Here is a 15,998-nt window from a genome sequence, read left to right on the forward strand (position 1 = left end):
TCGCCCGAAACGACGTTCGAAAGTCAGGGGACCGGGGCGGCCCGGGGCGGCACAGCGCGACGGCGCCGCCCCCGTCTGCCGGGGACGATGCCGTCGTCCGGGGGTGGGAGGGGCCGTGCGGCCGCTCACCCCGCACGGGTCAGTGGGTGCCCTTCGCGGCGTCGAGGACGTCGACCGAGGCGGTGGCGTCGAGGCGGGCGTCGTGCAGGTTCCGGTCCTGGATGCCCTTGGGGACCATGGAGACGGCCACCAGGGAGATCAGGGAGATGACGATCATGTAGCCGGCTACCCAGGCCCAGCCGTTCGGGAGGAGCAGGTCGGCGATCAGCGGGGCGAACGCGCCGCCGATGATGGCGCCGATCGCGTAGCCGATCGACACGCCGGAGAAACGGACCTTGGCCGGGAACATCTCGGCGTACATGGCCGACTGCGGGCCGTAGGACGGGCCGAGGCCGATGGTGAGGACGAACAGGGCGGCGGCGAACAGCGGCAGCGAGGCGGTGTTCATCATCAGGAACATCGGGATGGACCAGATGATCAGGAACGCGTAGCCGAGCTGGAAGGTCAGGCGGCGGCCGATCTTGTCGGAGATCCACCCGCCGAAGAGGGTGAAGAGGAACCAGCCCGCGCCGCCCACGAGGGCCGCGGTCAGGGTGTCGGTGGGCGCCATGCCCAGGTTCTTCTGGCCGTACTTGGCGAACCAGGCGATCACGAGGTATCCCACCGCGTTGTTGGCGGCGAAGATCAGCGCGGCGAGGATCACGTTCTTGGTGTTGGTGCGGAACAGCTCGCCGAGCGGGGCCGACTCGTCCTTCTTCAGCTGCTGCATCTCCTTGAAGACCGGGGACTCCTCGACGGCCTTGCGGATGATGTGGCCCACGAAGATCAGGACCACGGAGAGCAGGAAGGGCACACGCCAGCCCCACTCGAGGAAGGCCTCCGGGCTCATGGACGTGCGGACGGCGAACAGGACGCCCGTGGCCATCAGCATGCCGAGCGGCACGCCCACCTGCGGGGCGGAGCCGAAGAGGCCGCGCTTGCCGTGCGGGGCGTGCTCCACGGAGAGGAGGGCGGCGCCGCCCCACTCGCCGCCGGCGGAGAAGCCCTGCAGCAGGCGGAGCAGGACGAGGAGGATCGGGGCCCACACGCCGATCTGGGCGTAGGTGGGCAGCAGGCCGATGAGGGTGGTGGCCAGGCCCATGCCGATCAGCGTGAGGGACAGGACGAGCTTGCGGCCGAAGCGGTCGCCGAGGTGGCCGGCGATGATCGCGCCGAGCGGGCGGACGAGGAAGGAGATGCCGAGGGTGACCCACGCGGCGATCTGGGAGCCGCTCTCGCCCATCGGCTGGAAGAAGAGGGTGGCGAAGACCAGGGCGGTGGCCTGGGCGAAGATGAAGAAGTCGTACCACTCGATGGTGGTGCCGACGACGGTGCCGGCGATGACCTTTCGCTCCTCGCGGCGATCGCGCGCGGGGGCGGGCGCCACGGGGGATGCGACGGTGTGGCTCATGGGTGCTTCTGGGATGCGGGGCGGCGGCCGACCGTGAGACGGCGGCGGGACGGTGTGGTTCCCGACCGATCGGTCGAAAAGTGACACCCGTCACCGTATACGATCCTCTGTGACTCACGCCACGATCAGGGCTGATGACGGGAATGTGACGCGGCCGGGCCGGGACGACGACGGCGCCGCGCCCCTCGCGCGAAGGGTGCGGCGCCGTCGTCGGTGGCGGGGTGCGGCGGCTCAGCCGCGGCCGGTGAACGCGGGCGTCCGCTTCTCCTGGAAGGCCCGGAACCCCTCGGCGTAGTCGGCGGTGCCGCAGAGCTCGCCCTGGGCGATGTTCTCGGCATCGAGGGACTCCCACAGGCCCACGCGCCGGTCGCGGACCTGGGCCACGAGCTCCTTCGACGCGCGGAACGCGAGGGTCGCCCCGGAGGCCACCTGGGCGACCTTCGCGCGGGTGAACTCGAGCAGCTCGTCCGCGGGCAGGGCCCGGGAGAACAGCCCGGCCTGGACGGCCTCCGCGCCGGAGATCAGCTCGGCGGTGTAGATCAGGTCCAGGGTGCGGTGCGCGCCCAGGCGCTCGGTGAAGAGCCAGTGGCCGCCCGAGTCCAAGGTGGCGCCGAGGTTCGCGAACGGCGAGCCGATCTTCGCGTCCTCTGCCACGTAGACCACGTCCGTGGCGATCGCCAGGCCGAGCCCGACGCCCAGGCATGCGCCTTGCACGGCCGCGAAGGTCGGCACGGGGCACTCGGACAGGGCGCGCAGCACGGGGGTGACCCGGTCCCGCAGATAGGCGGTGGCGTCGTCGTCGGCAGGGGTCACGCCGGAGATGTCGCGGCCCGCGCAGAAGCCGCGGCCCTCGCCGCGCAGCAGCACCGCGCGGACCTCGCCGGTCTCGGCCCTGTCCGCGATCTCGGCGTACGCGGCGCCGAGGTCGGCCAGGGCCTGCTCGTCCAGGGAGTTCATCTTCTTCGGGGCGTTCAGCGTCACCTCGGCGACGCCGCCGGCCACGGTCAGCTCGACCATGCTCATCGGGTGCTCCTGGCCGCTCACGCGTCGAAGTCGACGGTGATGGCGTCGCCGGTGGGACGGGTCTGGCAGGTCAGGATGTACCCGTTGTCCACCTCGTCCTTCTCGAGCGCGTAGTTCTCCTCCATCGTGAACTCGCCCTCGGTGACCTTGGCGCGACAGGTGCCGCACACGCCGCCGGCGCACGCGAACGGGACGTCGGAGCGCACGCGGAGGGCAGCGTTGAGGATCGTCTCGTGCGCGGACTTCGGGGACTCCACCCTGCCGGTGGTGCCGTCGAGGGTGAACTCGATGGTCACGTTGTCGCCCGAGGGGTCGGCCTCGATCGGGCGGCCCGCGTCGCCCTGCGGGCGCTCCGGACGGCCGGTGGTGAACAGCTCGAAGCGGACGTCGTCGTCGGCCACGCCGCGCTCGGAGAGCGTGTCCCGGGCCATCTGGACGAGCTCGAACGGGCCGCACAGGAACCACTCGTCCGTGTTCTCCACGTCGATCACGCGGTCCAGCAGCGTCTCGAGCTTCTCGGCGTCGATGCGCCCGGACAGCAGCGGGGCCACCCGCTGCTCGCGGGAGAGCACGTGGTAGACGGCGAAGCGGGACGGGTGCTTGTCCTTGAGGTCGCCGATCTCCTCCGCGAACATCACGTCCATGGCGGAGCGGTTCGCGTAGATGAGGCTGAAGCGGGCGGTCTCGGACGCGGCCAGCACCGACTTGGCGATCGCCATGATCGGGGTAATGCCCGAGCCGGCGGCCAGGGCCACCAGGTCGACCTGGCCGTCCTTCACGGCCTGCGCCGCCACGGCGTCCGGGTTGTTCATGGAGGTGATGCCCGTGCGGGAGGTGAACGCGCCCTGCGGGTTCATCACGTCGATCTCCTCGCCCACCTCGAGGCGCTCGTTCGCCCACGTGGAGAACGTGCCGCCGATGTCCTTCTTCACCGCCACACGGATCTCGCCGCGCTGCGGCACGGCGCAGATCGAGTACGAGCGGCGCAGCTCGGCGCCGTCGATCTCCTTGCGCAGGGCCACGTACTGGCCCGGCAGGTAGTCGTAGTCGTCCGCGAGCTCCTCGGGGACCGCGAAGGTCACCTCCACGGAGTCGTCGGTGAGCCGGCGCAGCTCGGACACCTCGAGGGTGTTGAACGTCGCGCGGCGCTTGGCGGGGGCGGCGGTGGTCTCGGTCATCAGTGCACCTTGAAGTAGTCGAAGGGCTCCAGGCAGTCCCGGCAGGTGTACAGCGCCTTGCAGGACGTGGAGCCGAAGCGGGTGATCTCACGGGTGTCGAGGGAGTGGCAGCGCGGGCACTTCACGGCCAGGCCGATCCGCACGGGTCCGTCCACGGTGCGGGCCGCGGGCGGGGCGATCCCGTACTCGGCCAGCTTGGCCTTGCCCTCGTCCGTCATCCAGTCCGTGGTCCACGCCGGCTGGAGCACCAGACGCACCTCGGCGTCCTCGAACCCGGCGCTCCTGAGGGCGCGGGAGACGTCCCTGGTGATGGTGTCCATGGCGGGGCACCCGGAGTACGTGGGGGTGATGACGACGACGGCCGTCTCGCCCTCGGCGCGCGCGTCCCGGAGGATCCCCAGGTCCGCGATGGACAAGACGGGGATCTCCGGGTCGTGCACGGTGGAGGCCGCATCCCAGACCCGCGCGTCCGCGGGATCGGCGGGGCGCAGCTCGCTGGCTGTGGTCACCAGGAGGCCCCCGGGTGACGGCGGGCCAGGGACTGCATCTCCGCGAGGATGTAGCCGCGGTACTCGCTCATCTCACCGGAGCGGTCGCCGCCGCGGGCGGTGCCCGTCGTCGGCACGGTCAGGCCGGCCTCCTCGATGGCCGCGCGGATGCGGGTCATCGTGGGCTCCTCGAGCGAGGACGGCAGGACGGCCACGCCCTGCTCCGCGAGGGGGCGGGTGACGTCGTCGTCGTGGAAGAGCTCGGGCACGTAGGGCCACAGCTCGTCCAGGCCGCGCTGCATGCGGCGCGCCGACTCCTCGGTGCCCAGGCCCAGGCGGTTGAGCCACTGCTCGGCGTGGTCCTGGTGGTACAGGACCTCCTTGAGGGCCTTGTCCGCGATCGCGGCGAGCGTGGCGTCCGTGGACTCGCGCAGCCGGGAGTACAGCTCGTACGCGTAGAACGAGTAGTAGAGCTGACGGGCGATCGTCCTGCCGAAGTCGCCGTTCTCGGCCTCCACGAGGCGGACGGAGCGGAACTCCTCCTCGTCGCGGAAGTACGCGAGCTCGTCCTCGGTCCTGCCCCACGCGGTGCCGGCGTAGGAGAGGAGGAAGCGGGCGTGGCCCACGAGGTCCAGGGCGATGTTGCCCAGGGCGATGTCCTCCTCGAGCTCCGGGGCGCGCGAGATCCACCAGGACAGGCGCTGGCCGAGCATCAGGGCGTCGTCGCCGAGGGCGAGGGCGTAGCGGGCCACGTCCTCCGGGGCCCGCTGCTCGCCCGCGGCGATCTCCTCGGCGGTGATGGCGACGCCGGCGGAGTGCTTGGTGGCCGTGTCGTTGGTCGCGAAGCTCACAGGTGCGGCACCCCCTCGGACTTCTGGTAGTAGGTCGCGTGGCGGTAGGACTTGCCCTGCGGCGACTCGAAGAAGCCGCCCTTGGAGTCGGGGTCGGACGCGGCCACGGCGTCCGCGGGGACAACCCACACGGAGGTGCCCTCGTTGCGGCGCGTGTACAGGTCGCGCGCGTTGCGCAGCGCCATGGTGGCGTCCGGGGCGTGCAGCGAGCCGGCGTGCACGTGGGAGAGGCCGCGGTTCGCGCGGACGAAGACCTCCCAGAGCGGCCACTCGTTGTTCGCGGCGGTGTCGTCCTTGGCCGGCATCTGAGCCGCCTGGTTCTCGATCTCGGACATGGCTCAGGCTCCGATCAGCTGGGTGTCGGCCGGCGCGTTCTGCTCGGCCTGGCGGCGGGCGTAGGCGGCGGCGGCCTCACGGACCCAGGCGCCCTCCTCGTGGGCCTGGATGCGGCGGGCCATGCGCTGGGCGTTCATCGGGCCGTTGCCCTTGATGACGTCCGTGAACTCGTCCCAGTCCAGCGGGCCGAAGTCGTAGTGGCCGCGCTCCTCGTTCCACTTCAGGTCCGGGTCCGGCAGGGTCAGGCCCAGGGCCTCGGCCTGCGGGACGATCATGTCCACGAAGCGCTGGCGCAGCTCGTCGTTGGAGAAGCGCTTGACCTTCCAGGCCATGGACTGCTGGGAGTTCGGGGAGTCGGCGTCCGGCGGTCCGAACATCTGCAGGGCCGGGCCGTACGTGCGGTCCACCGCGTCCTGGGCCATCTGCTTCTGCTCCGGGGTGCCGTGGGAGAGCTCGAAGAGGATCTCCCAGCCCTGGCGCTGATGGAACGACTCCTCCTTGCAGATGCGCACCATGGCGCGGCCGTACGGGCCGTAGGAGGCGCGGCACAGCGGCACCTGGTTGCAGATGGCGGCGCCGTCGACGAGCCAGCCGATCGCGCCCATGTCCGCCCAGGTGCGGGCCGGGTAGTTGAAGATCGAGGAGTACTTCGCGCGGCCGGAGAGCAGCTGCTCGTTCAACTCGTCCCGCGGGGTGCCGAGGGTCTCGGCGGCGGAGTACAGGTACAGGCCGTGGCCGGCCTCGTCCTGGACCTTGGCCATGAGGATCGCCTTGCGCTTCAGGGAGGGGGCGCGGGTGATCCAGTTGGCCTCCGGCTGCATGCCGATGATCTCGGAGTGCGCGTGCTGGGAGACCTGGCGGGTCAGGGACTTGCGGTAGGCCTGCGGCATCCAGTCGCGGGGCTCGATGCGCGAGTCCTGCGCGATCAGGCGGTCGAAGTTCTCCTGGCCGGCCGCATCCTCGGGGGACGGCACGGACGCCGGGCTCGGGGAGCTGGTGGTCTGCGTCATGGGGTTCACCTCACGCTGAGTGCGGATACAGGGCTTGCGGGGCCAGGGGCCGTGCCGCCGGGGCGGCGAATTACTGACCGCTCGTTCAGGATAGGGACTGGTGTGACGCGCGTCAACACTCCCCTGGGCGGGCACCGCCGGGCAGGGACGGGCGTCCGCTCCTGCACAGGGCCCCTCCTGCCGGATGTCGTCCACGACCCCCTCGGAGGTCCCTCACCCTGGTCTCAGGCGCGGCCTAGCGTTGCGGCCATGAGCCTTCCTCCTCCGATTGCGGCCCTGTTGCGCGGCCTGGTGGCCGCCGGTCTGCACGACGACGCCGCGCGCCTCGGCGTCCGCCTCACCTCCGCCCACACGGACCTGACCGCGGCGCGGCACGCCGAGGGTGCGCTGACCGACCTGCAGGCTCAGCTGCGGGCGATCTTCGCCGAGGCCCAGTCCCTGGCGGCGGGAGTGCGCGCCAGCGTGGATGTGGCGTGGCGCTCGGAAGCCGGACGGCGCCACGCGGACACGGCCCGGGCCCTCCACGGCGCCGCCGAAGCCCGCGTGGACGAGGCCCTGGAGTGGCTCGCCCTGCTCCAGGGTGCCCTGCATGAGGCCGGGCAGGCCCGGCTCGACGCGGAGCACCGCGTCCGGCAGGCGGAGGAGACGGCCACGATCACCCTGCGCGCGCTGGCGGTCGCCGCATGACCGCCGCGTCCGTCCCCTCCCCGGCGCCCGCCGTGGCACCTGCTCCTCCCTTCCGCACCGTCGGCGGCCCGGCGTCGGTCTTCGCCGACCTGGACGCCCTCGAGGCGCTCGCCGCCCGCCGCCGCGACCAGGCGGGCACGGCACTGCGGATCGCCGCGGACGTCCGCCGGATGCTCGACGGGCTCGCGCTGGCCGTGGCCGTGGCCCCGTCCGCCGCGCGGCTGTCGGTGCGCCTGACCGAGGGCGACCGGGCCTGCCGCGCGCTGGCAGGCCGGCTCGAGGAGGCGGGGAACGCCCTGGCCCACGCCGCTGAGGGGTACCGAGCCGCCGAGCGGGGCGCCGCCGGCGTCATGGACACCCAGGACCTCGGCGTCGAGGCGCTGACCGCGTGGATGTTCAACGCTGGCCGGAACGGGGTCACGGCCTCGGACGTGGAGTTCGTGCTGCGTCAGGCGCCGGACGCCCTCCTGGAGCGGCTCGCGGGCGAGAAGCTGGCAGGCCCGGCCGAGGCGGCCCTGTCGAAGGCCCCCTTCATCGGCCCGCTCGTCGCGGTGGCCCAGCGCATCCCGTGGGTGGACAGGGTGCTCGACAATGCGTTGGGGACCACACTCGAGGCGACGGCCGACGTCGTGCTGGACACGTCAGCGGGGGAGCTGGTCGACCATGCCACGCTCTCCGGCCTCGCGGCGCGCGTGGTGGACGCGGCCGAGAACGCGGCCGTGCTGCCCGTGGCGGCTGAGCCGGCCCCCGCGCCCGCGCGCCTCGATGGGAGCGTGACGGACCTGCTCTCCCTGGTGCCCGGCGACGACGCCCCGGCCGGCGCCGTCACGGTCACGGCCGTGGTGGCATCGGACACCGGGGAACGGACCTGGGTGGTCGGGCTGCCCGGCACGCAGGAGCGGGAGACCGCTGAAGACGGCTCCACCAACTGGATGGATGTCTACGGCGTCGCGGACGCGTACGCCGGCGGCTCCGCCCGCGCGGGCGAGGGGCTCGCGCAGGCGCTCGAGCTGGCGGGCGTGCCGGAGGGGGCCACGGTGGTGTTCGTCGGCTACTCGGCCGGCGGCATGCACGCGGTGAACATGACGGGCCACCCGGACGTCACGTCCCGGTGGCGGGCCGGGGGAGCGGTGACGGTCGGCGCGCCCGGCGGCTCCCTGACCCCGCGTCCCGGCACGCCCGTGCTCAGCCTGCAGCGGGAGACGGACGTGATGACGGGACTGGACGGCGGGCCCAACGCGGCCTCGACGGACTGGGCCACGGTGACCATGGCGGACACCCGGCCCGACGCGGTGCGGGAGGGGGCCGCGGAGTCGCTGTGGCACGCGATGGCCGAGGACCCCGCGGGGCAGGTGCGGGAGCTGCTCGCCGCGCCGGGCCGCTGGGTGGACGCGGTCGCCGGCGGCGGGAGCGAGCACTCCCTCGAGGCCTACCGCGCCGCCGCGGCCGAGTACGAGGCCGCCGACCCGGCCCTGCGCGTCCAGGAGCAGGGCATCCTGGCCGCGCTCGCCGGGCTGACCGCCGGGCGGGTCGAGTCCGCCACCCAGGTCACCCTGCGGCGCCGGCGGCGGGCCACCCGCGCGGACGTGGTGCCCCCGGAGCGCCTGTATCCGTGAGCCGGCCCCGAGGCGCGGGCGCGCGCTCAGCGGGCGTCGAGCAGCACGCCGGCGAAGAACGCGTTGAGGCGCTCCACCTCGTCCAGGCCGAAGACGCCGGACACGTAGTGGTCCGGGCGGACCACGACGACGGCGCCGTCCCGGCTGATGCCGCGGACCTCGAAGATGTCCGGGCCGTGCTTGGCCCGGCACGTGGCGAAGATGTTGTTCACATCGATCAGCCCCAGGGGTCCGGTGGTTGGGCGGAACACGGCCGGGACGTCCGGGTGGGCGAACTCGGTCTGCTTCTGCTGGTAGACCACCTTGACGTCGAACCGCGCGTCCTGCGGCCCGTCGGACGGGGTGTGGCGGTTGCGGAAGGACTGCGGGTCCTCCTCGACCGCCCGCGCCCACGCGGCGACCTTCGATTCCGCGTCCTGCGGGGCGGCGGCGTCGGCGAACACGTAGACGCGCCAGCGGCCGTCCGCGCGGTGCAGGTGGCCGAGGTGCTTCACGTTGGTGTCGCACGAGCGCTCCACGAGCGCGGACGTGAACCGCTTGCCGATCGGGAAGCCCGTGGCCAGCTCCTGGCCGGTGCCGTCCGTGGTGAGGAGGGACGGCTGGTACTCGGTCATTAAGCCCGCGGGGAACTCGGCGGTCTTGGTGTAGAACTCCGCCACCTCGTTGGGGTCGCCCAGCTCCGAGGTGGGCTTCGCCATGAGCGTCGACCACTCCTTGTCGAAGTCGATCAGGTTCTTGGCGATGTCCTTGCGCTCGTCGCCGTAGGTCGGGACCAGCTCGGCCGGCGCGATGCCGGAGAGCACCTGGCCCAGCTTCCACCCCAGGTTCCAGCCGTCCTGCATGGACACGTTCATGCCCTGCCCGGCCTTGGCGGAGTGGGTGTGGCAGGCATCGCCGAGCAGGAACACGTTCGGTGTGCCGACGCGCTCGCGGTTGTCGAACCCGGAGGTGAGCCGATGGCCCACCTCGTACACCGAGTGCCAGGCCACGTCCTTCACATCCAGGGTGTAGGGGTGGAGGATCTGCTGCGCCCGGCGGATGACCTCCTCGAGCGGCGTCTGCCGCACCCGGCCGCCGTCGTCCTCGGGCACCACGCCGAGGTCCACGTAGAGGCGGAACAGGTGGCCGCCCTCGCGAGGGATGTGCAGGATCGAGCCGTGGCTCGAGTGGATGGCGCACTTGGTGCGGATGTCCGGGAAGTCGGTCACAGCCAGGGTGTCCATCACGCCCCAGGCGTGGTTGGCGGCGTCGCCGGAGAGTGAGTGGCCGATCGCCTTGCGCACCCGGGAGCCCGCGCCGTCCGCGCCCACCACGTACCGGGCGCGCACCCGGCGTAGCTCGCCCTGCTCCGGGTCCTCGAAGGGGTTGCCCTCGACGTCCACGGTGCGGCGCAGGGTGACGGTCACCGGGTGCTCGCCCTCGCCGGAGTCGTCGAGACCCTCGAAGGCCCAGCCGTAGTCGGGGGCCATGCGGGAGGGGGAGTTCTGCATGTACTCGGCGAACCAGTCCAGGATGCGGGCCTGGTTCACGATCAGGTGGGGGAACTCGGAGACGCCCTCCGGATCGTCCTCGGCGAGCTGCGTGCGGACGATGTTCTCCGGGTTCTCCGGGTCCGGGTTCCAGAACGCCATGGAGGTGAGGTCGAAGGCCTCGTCGATGATCTGGCTCGCGAAGCCGAACGCCTGGAAGGTCTCCACGGAGCGCGCCTGGATGCCGTCCGCCTGGCCGATCTCGAGGCGGCGGGGGCGGCGCTCGATGATGCGGGTGTGCACGTCCGGGAACATCGCGAGCTGGGCGGCGGCGATCATGCCGGCCGGGCCCGAGCCGACGATCAGCACGTCCATCTCGTCCGGCAGCTCGGCGGGGCGGTCGAGCCCGACGCCCGCGGCCGGATGGATGCGGGGATCGGTGGAGACGTAGCCGTGGTGATGGAAGAGCATCGGGGATCCTTTCCGGCCCGGGGCGGCGGGCGCGGGGAGTGTTCTCTCACGGAACAGGGCGTTCGCAGAGGGAACGCGCGCGTGCCAGACTGTACGTGGACGTGATCCCGTTCACAACAGTGCCGCCGAGGAGGAACGTGCAGCCCGACCCGCAGGACGCCCCGCCCGCCCGGCCCGTCGGCGTCCGCCCCGACGCCCCCTCCCAGACGCTCTCCCGGGCGCTCACGATGCTCGAGGCGGTGGCCGAGCGCGCGACGCCGCCGAGCATCGCCGAGCTCGCCGAGGCGCTGGACGTCCATCGCTCGGTGGCCTACCGGATGCTGCGCACCTTCGAGATCCACGGGCTGCTGCGGCGCGATGCGGCCGGCCTGGTGCACGGGGCCCCCGGACTGGTGACCCTGGCCGGGGGCGTGGAGCAGGATCTGCGGGCGGCCGCCCTGCCGGAGCTCACGGCCGTCTCCGTGGACCTCGGCATGACCGCGTTCCTGGTGGTGTGGGACGGCCGGGACTGCCTGACCCTCGTCACGGTGGAGCCGCCGCGCGGCAACCTCGTGACCCAGCGCCCCGGCACGCGCCATCCGCTGGGGGTCGGAGCGCCCGGCGTCGCGATCGCGGCGGCGCTGTCCCCGGAGGAGCGGGACCGGCTGGGGCGCGAGGCCGGTGGGGCGGCCGGCCCGCTCACCGGCCCGAGGATCGAGGAGGCCCGCACGCGCGGCTGGGCGCAGTCACGCGACGAGGTGATCACCGGCGTCGGCTCGGTGGCCGCTCCCATCTCGGCGCCGGGGCGCATGCCGGCCGCGCTCGCCGTCGTGTTCACCGCGCCCTCGGTGGAGCAGGCCGCCGTCGGCGATCGGCTCGGGGCCGCCGCGCAGCGGCTCTCGGCCGCCCTCGGGGAGATCTGAGAGCGCTGTCACACTCACGTAACATCGGGCCCATGACTGATGCCGCCGCCGTCCCCGCCGAGGTCCGCCCCCACGCCAAGGTGGGCCTGCTGCCGCCCTACGCTGCGGGCAAGCCCCCGGTCGCCGTGCCGGGCCTGGCCCCGTTCAAGCTGTCCTCGAACGAGAACCCGCACGCGCCCGTGCCGGCGGTCCTCGAGCGCATCCACGAGGTCGTCACGGGCGCCCCCGGCGCGGCGAGCCCGGTGTGCCGGTACCCGGACCCGCTCTCCACCGCCCTGCGCGAGCGCCTGGCCGCGCACCTCGAGGTGCCCGCGGACGACGTCGTCACGGGCGCCGGCTCCCTGGGCGCGCTCTCCCAGCTGATCACCGCGTTCGCCGGCGACGGCGGCGAGACCGGCGCCCCGGAGGAGGTCGTCTTCGCGTGGCGCAGCTTCGAGGCGTACCCGATCGTGGTCCGCTCCGCGGGGGCGAAGGACGTCCAGGTGCCTCTGACGGAGGACCACCGCCACGACCTGCCCGCCATGCTGGACGCGATCACCGACCGCACGCGCGTGGTGCTGCTGTGCACGCCGAACAACCCCACCGGCCCCGTCCTGACCACGGACGAGGTGGAGGACTTCCTCGGCAAGGTCCCGCCGCACGTGCTCGTGGTGATCGACGAGGCGTACGTGGAGTTCGTGCGCCACCCGCGGGCCGTGAGCGGCCTGGACATGTACCGCCGTCATGCCAACGTGGTGGTGCTGCGCACCTTCTCCAAGGCCCACGGCCTGGCCAACCTGCGCGTCGGCTACTCGGTGTCCCGCCCGGAGATCACCGCCGCCCTGCGCACCGTGGCCGTGCCGTTCGCGGTGTCCACCGTGGCGGAGCAGGCCGCGATCGCCTCGCTCGACCACCTGGACGAGGTGCTCGCGGGCGTGCAGACGGTGGTGGACGAGCGCGAGCGCGTGGTCGCCACCCTGGCCGAGGCCGGCTGGGACGTCCCCGAGACCCATGCGAACTTCGTGTGGCTGCCCCTGGGCGAGCGGGCGGCGGAGTTCGCCGCCGCGGCCGGCGAGCAGGCGCTCTCCGTGCGCGCCTTCGCGGGCGAGGGGGTGCGCGTGAGCATCGGCGAGCGCGAGGCGAATGACCGCTTCCTCGAGGTGGCGCGGGCCTTCGGGGTCTGACGCGGGGGCGGGGTGGGGCTCGGGTGCTACGGTCGGGCCGAGCCGCCCCATCCCCTCTCCAAAGGAGCACCCCATGCGTGAGCGCGTCGCCCTGATCGGAGCCGGGCCCTCCGGCATGTCCCTGCTGCGGGCCCTCGCCCTGGCCGAGGACGCGGGCGCGGAGGTCCCCGAGGTCGTGGCGTTCGAGCGGCAGGACGACTGGGGCGGGCAGTGGAACCTGGACTGGCGCACCGGTGCGGATGCGTATGGCGAGCCCGTGCACTCCGCCATGTACCGGGACCTGTGGATCAACGGGCCCAAGGAGTGCATGGAGTACCCGGACCACCCGTTCGATGCGCATTTCGGCCGCGCCGTGTCCTCGTACCTCCCGCGGGAGGCCATGCGGGACTACATCGTGGGCCGGGTGGCCGAGGTGGCCGGGCGCATCCGCCCGCAGATCCGGTTCGCCACGGCCGTCCGCTGGGTGCAGCCGCTCGACGACGGCGGGTTCGGGGTGACCTCGGAGGACCTGGTCACGCGCGAGGCCGTCACCGAGCGGTTCGACCGCGTCGTGGTGGCCACCGGGCACTTCCACACCCCGCACCTGCCGTCCTGGCCCGGCGTGGAGACCTTCCCCGGGCAGGTCCAGCACGCCCACGACTACCGAAGCCCGGAGCCGTACACGGGCCGTCGCGTGCTCGTGGTGGGCTCCTCCTACTCCGGGCAGGACCTGGCCCTGCAGCTGCACCGCGCCGGCGCCGCCCACGTGACCACCGCCTACCGTGCCCGCCCGCAGGACATCGCGTGGCCGGCCGGCATGGACGAGGCCCCCGAGGTGCAGGGGTTCGACGGTGCGGAGGTCACCTTCGCGGACGGCTCCACCGCCGAGTACGACGCCGTGCTGCTGTGCACCGGCTACCGCCACCACTACCCCTTCCTGCCGCGCGAGCTGGCGCTGGCCGGCCCGAACCTGCTGGCCCCGCTCGGGCTGTGGAAGGGCGTGGTCTGGCACGCCGACCCGCGCGTGCTCTACCTGGGCGCCACCCAGCAGCTGTTCACCCTGACGCTCCTGGACGCGCAGGCCTTCTTCGCCCGCGACGTGCTGCTCGGCCGCGTCCCGGTGCCGGCCGCGGACGAGCGTCAGGCCGACATGGACGCCTGGTTCGAGCGGATGACGCGGATCGACGGGCCGCCTGCGGCGCTGGCGTACCAGGGGGAGTACATCCGGGACCTGTCCTCGCGCACGGACTGCCCGGAGGTGGACGTGGAGGCCGTGGCGCGCACGTTCCTCGAGATGCGGGACGCCCGGATCGCGGACGTCCGGACGTTCCGTGACCGCCGGCACCGCTCGACGGTCACCGGCACGCTGGCCGCGCCGCACCCGGTGCCCTGGATGGGCCGCCCGGACGACTCCCTCGAGGAGTACCTGCGCCGCTTCCCGTCCTGACCTCGCCTCGCTCCCTTCCGAATCCACTGCAGTTCTGACCCTTCTGAGGTCCGGAACGGCCGTCAGAAGGGTCAGAACTGCAGTCGATTCGTGGGCCGGCGGCATTGCCGTCCGCATCCGGATCTCTGATTGACTGGTCGGGGCCGGGCGCCCCGGCCCCGACACGGCACCCGAGAACGGCGACGGCGCGCGCCGCGGAAGAGAGGTCACCCCCATGGCACGCGAGATCAACGTCGGCCCGGCGTCGGCCGTCCCCGAGGGCGAGTCCCTCGTGGTCCCGAAGGAGACCACCGGCACCAAGGACCACATCGCCGTCGTCCACGCGGAGGACGGGGAGTTCTACGCCATCGACGACACCTGCTCCCACCAGGACTACGCGCTGTCCGAGGGGTTCGTGGAGGGCGCCTGCATCGAGTGCCCGCTGCACGGTGCGAGCTTCGACCTGCGCACCGGCGAGGCCCTGACCCTGCCCGCCACCACGCCCGTGGGCACCCACGTCGTGGAGGTCCGCGACGGCGACCTCTGGCTCACCGTGCAGGACGACGCGTGACCGACGCCGCCCGCCCGGGCTCCGTCCTCGTGGTGGGCGGAGGGGTGGCCGGGTTCGCCGCGGTGCGCGAGCTGCGCCGTCGGGGGTTCGAGGGCGAGCTGACCCTCGTGGACCCGCAGGGCCTGCCCTATGATCGCCCGCCGCTGTTCAAGGAGTTCCTCACCGGGGACGCGGACGCCCACCGCCTGCTCCTCGCCCCGCCGCCCTGGTTCGCCGAGCACCGCGTGGCGCTCGTGGCCCGCCGCGCCGAGCGCCTCGAGCTCGACGACGACGGCGCCGCCCGCCCCCGCGTGGTCCTCGACGACGGCGCCGTGCTCACCGCCGACGCCGTGGTGCTGGCCCCCGGCGGCCGCCCCCGGCCCCTGGCCGTGCCGGGCGGGGACCACCCCGACGTGGCCGTGCTGCGCACCCGGGCCGACGCCGAGCGGATCGCCGCGCGCGTGCACTTCGGAACGCGCGTGACCGTGATCGGCGGCGGGTTCACGGGGGCCGAGGTGGCCTCGGCCGCGCGGGAGGCCCTCGCGGAGGTGACGCTGGTCAGCGCGACCGCCGCGCCCGCCCTGACCGCGGTGGGCCCGGCGCTCGCCGCGCGCCTGCACGTCATGCACGCCGAGCGCGGCGTGGACGTGCTCGAGGGCCTGGTCACGCGGATCGACCACGACGACACCGAGGCCCCCCACCGGGTGCACGTCCGCCGCCTGGACGGCTCCGAGGCCTCCGTGGTGGCGGACCTCGTGGTGGCCGCCGTCGGGATCGCCCCGGACACCGCCCTGGCGGAGGCGGCCGGGCTCGAGGTGGACGGCGGGATCCTGGTGGACGCGGCAGGCCGCACGTCCCACCGAGCGGTGTACGCCGCCGGCGACGCCGTGCGCCGCCGGGGCACTGAGGGGACGTCGCCCCCCGCCGCCCGCCACTGGGAGCCGGCGCTGCACTCCGGTCAGGACGTCGCCGCGGCGATCCTCGGCGAGGAGGTCCCCGCGCGCGGGACGCCCTGGTTCTGGTCCGACCGGCACGGCGTGCACGTGGAGGGCGCCGGGTCGATGCTCCCCGTCCCCGGCGGGCGGATCGTGGACCGCGCCGTGCGCGGCACCGTGGTGGCGGGCTTCGCCCTCGACGCGGACGGCCGCATGACCGGCGCCGCCGCGGTGGACGACCCGACGGCCGTCAAGGCGGCCCGCCGGATCATCGACCGCGGCATCGTCGTGGACCCGGCGCGCCTCGCCGACCCGGACGTGCCGGTCAGGGCGCTGCTGCGGGGCTGAGCCGGCCCCACGACGACGTCGGCCCCCTCCGCGCGGAGGGGGCCGACGTCGTCGGA

General features: G+C 73.3%; 15 protein-coding genes. 7 read left to right on the top strand and 8 right to left on the bottom strand.

Going from position 1 to position 15,998, the window contains the following annotated elements; genetic code table 11:
- Positions 1-139: 139 nt before the first annotated feature.
- From MA879_RS07810 to paaA, 7 genes are all read right to left on the bottom strand, one after another.
- Complete coding sequence (locus MA879_RS07810) at positions 140-1,510, bottom strand: MFS transporter (RefSeq protein WP_248124870.1); 1,371 nt, start codon at positions 1,508-1,510, stop codon at positions 140-142.
- A gap of 231 nt (positions 1,511-1,741) precedes the next feature.
- Positions 1,742-2,527 (bottom strand): enoyl-CoA hydratase/isomerase family protein, encoded by a 786-nt coding sequence (locus MA879_RS07815; RefSeq protein WP_248124939.1) that lies wholly within the window; start codon positions 2,525-2,527, stop codon positions 1,742-1,744.
- 23 nt (positions 2,528-2,550) lie between these two features.
- Complete coding sequence (paaE, locus tag MA879_RS07820) at positions 2,551-3,711, bottom strand: 1,2-phenylacetyl-CoA epoxidase subunit PaaE (protein WP_248124872.1); 1,161 nt, start codon at positions 3,709-3,711, stop codon at positions 2,551-2,553.
- Positions 3,711-4,220: a 1,2-phenylacetyl-CoA epoxidase subunit PaaD gene (gene paaD, locus MA879_RS07825; protein WP_335342042.1), complete on the bottom strand. Its 510-nt coding sequence runs from the start codon at positions 4,218-4,220 to the stop codon at positions 3,711-3,713. Before paaD ends, paaE begins: the two co-directional genes overlap by 1 nt.
- Positions 4,217-5,050, bottom strand: coding sequence for a 1,2-phenylacetyl-CoA epoxidase subunit PaaC (paaC, locus tag MA879_RS07830; RefSeq protein ID WP_248124873.1), 834 nt, complete (start codon positions 5,048-5,050; stop codon positions 4,217-4,219). The genes paaD and paaC overlap by 4 nt, the downstream gene beginning before the upstream one ends.
- Positions 5,047-5,355, bottom strand: a complete 309-nt coding sequence (gene paaB, locus MA879_RS07835; RefSeq protein ID WP_135029472.1) for a 1,2-phenylacetyl-CoA epoxidase subunit PaaB — start codon at positions 5,353-5,355, stop codon at positions 5,047-5,049. The genes paaC and paaB overlap by 4 nt, the downstream gene beginning before the upstream one ends.
- A 33-nt stretch (positions 5,356-5,388) precedes the next feature.
- Entirely contained in the window at positions 5,389-6,396 is a 1,008-nt protein-coding gene (gene paaA, locus MA879_RS07840; RefSeq protein ID WP_248124875.1) for a 1,2-phenylacetyl-CoA epoxidase subunit PaaA, read from the bottom strand.
- Positions 6,397-6,645: 249 nt separating this feature from the next.
- Between paaA and MA879_RS07845 the strand changes: the two genes are divergently transcribed.
- Together MA879_RS07845 and MA879_RS07850 are read left to right on the top strand one after the other, a co-directional pair.
- Positions 6,646-7,083, top strand: a complete 438-nt coding sequence (locus tag MA879_RS07845) for a hypothetical protein (RefSeq protein ID WP_248124876.1) — start codon at positions 6,646-6,648, stop codon at positions 7,081-7,083.
- Positions 7,080-8,699 (top strand): hypothetical protein, encoded by a 1,620-nt coding sequence (locus MA879_RS07850; protein WP_248124877.1) that lies wholly within the window; start codon positions 7,080-7,082, stop codon positions 8,697-8,699. The genes MA879_RS07845 and MA879_RS07850 overlap by 4 nt, the downstream gene beginning before the upstream one ends.
- A 26-nt stretch (positions 8,700-8,725) precedes the next feature.
- Here the strand turns inward: MA879_RS07850 and MA879_RS07855 are convergent, their stop codons facing one another.
- Positions 8,726-10,639 carry an FAD-binding monooxygenase gene (locus MA879_RS07855; protein WP_248124878.1) on the bottom strand — a complete coding sequence of 638 codons (1,914 nt, stop codon included), beginning with the start codon at positions 10,637-10,639 and terminating at the stop codon, positions 8,726-8,728.
- 137 nt (positions 10,640-10,776) lie between these two features.
- On the opposite strand from MA879_RS07855, the gene MA879_RS07860 reads away from it, so the two are divergent.
- From MA879_RS07860 to MA879_RS07880, 5 genes are all read left to right on the top strand, one after another.
- Complete coding sequence (locus tag MA879_RS07860) at positions 10,777-11,541, top strand: IclR family transcriptional regulator (protein WP_248124879.1); 765 nt, start codon at positions 10,777-10,779, stop codon at positions 11,539-11,541.
- A gap of 32 nt (positions 11,542-11,573) precedes the next feature.
- Positions 11,574-12,704, top strand: coding sequence for a histidinol-phosphate transaminase (locus MA879_RS07865; protein ID WP_248124880.1), 1,131 nt, complete (start codon positions 11,574-11,576; stop codon positions 12,702-12,704).
- Positions 12,705-12,777: 73 nt separating this feature from the next.
- Complete coding sequence (locus MA879_RS07870) at positions 12,778-14,130, top strand: NAD(P)-binding domain-containing protein (protein WP_248124881.1); 1,353 nt, start codon at positions 12,778-12,780, stop codon at positions 14,128-14,130.
- A gap of 214 nt (positions 14,131-14,344) precedes the next feature.
- Positions 14,345-14,680, top strand: a complete 336-nt coding sequence (locus MA879_RS07875) for a bifunctional 3-phenylpropionate/cinnamic acid dioxygenase ferredoxin subunit (RefSeq protein ID WP_248124883.1) — start codon at positions 14,345-14,347, stop codon at positions 14,678-14,680.
- A complete protein-coding gene (locus tag MA879_RS07880) occupies positions 14,677-15,942 on the top strand; it encodes an NAD(P)/FAD-dependent oxidoreductase (RefSeq protein ID WP_248124884.1) in 1,266 nt (421 codons plus the stop codon). Before MA879_RS07875 ends, MA879_RS07880 begins: the two co-directional genes overlap by 4 nt.
- The last annotated feature ends 56 nt before the right edge of the window (positions 15,943-15,998 follow it).

Origin of the sequence: Micrococcus lacusdianchii, from assembly GCF_023155805.1 — a bacterium.
In the GTDB taxonomy this organism is placed as follows: domain Bacteria; phylum Actinomycetota; class Actinomycetes; order Actinomycetales; family Micrococcaceae; genus Micrococcus; species Micrococcus lacusdianchii.

Coding starts and splice junctions, on each gene's coding strand:
- MA879_RS07875 (WP_248124883.1), top strand. CDS start 14,345: ATGGCACGCGAGATCAACGTCGGCCCGGCGTCGGCCGTCCCCGAGGGC.
- MA879_RS07815 (WP_248124939.1), bottom strand. CDS start 2,527: ATGGTCGAGCTGACCGTGGCCGGCGGCGTCGCCGAGGTGACGCTGAAC.
- paaB (WP_135029472.1), bottom strand. CDS start 5,355: ATGCCGGCCAAGGACGACACCGCCGCGAACAACGAGTGGCCGCTCTGG.
- paaE (WP_248124872.1), bottom strand. CDS start 3,711: ATGACCGAGACCACCGCCGCCCCCGCCAAGCGCCGCGCGACGTTCAAC.
- MA879_RS07810 (WP_248124870.1), bottom strand. CDS start 1,510: ATGAGCCACACCGTCGCATCCCCCGTGGCGCCCGCCCCCGCGCGCGAT.
- MA879_RS07855 (WP_248124878.1), bottom strand. CDS start 10,639: ATGCTCTTCCATCACCACGGCTACGTCTCCACCGATCCCCGCATCCAT.
- MA879_RS07850 (WP_248124877.1), top strand. CDS start 7,080: ATGACCGCCGCGTCCGTCCCCTCCCCGGCGCCCGCCGTGGCACCTGCT.
- MA879_RS07865 (WP_248124880.1), top strand. CDS start 11,574: ATGACTGATGCCGCCGCCGTCCCCGCCGAGGTCCGCCCCCACGCCAAG.
- MA879_RS07845 (WP_248124876.1), top strand. CDS start 6,646: ATGAGCCTTCCTCCTCCGATTGCGGCCCTGTTGCGCGGCCTGGTGGCC.
- paaA (WP_248124875.1), bottom strand. CDS start 6,396: ATGACGCAGACCACCAGCTCCCCGAGCCCGGCGTCCGTGCCGTCCCCC.
- MA879_RS07870 (WP_248124881.1), top strand. CDS start 12,778: ATGCGTGAGCGCGTCGCCCTGATCGGAGCCGGGCCCTCCGGCATGTCC.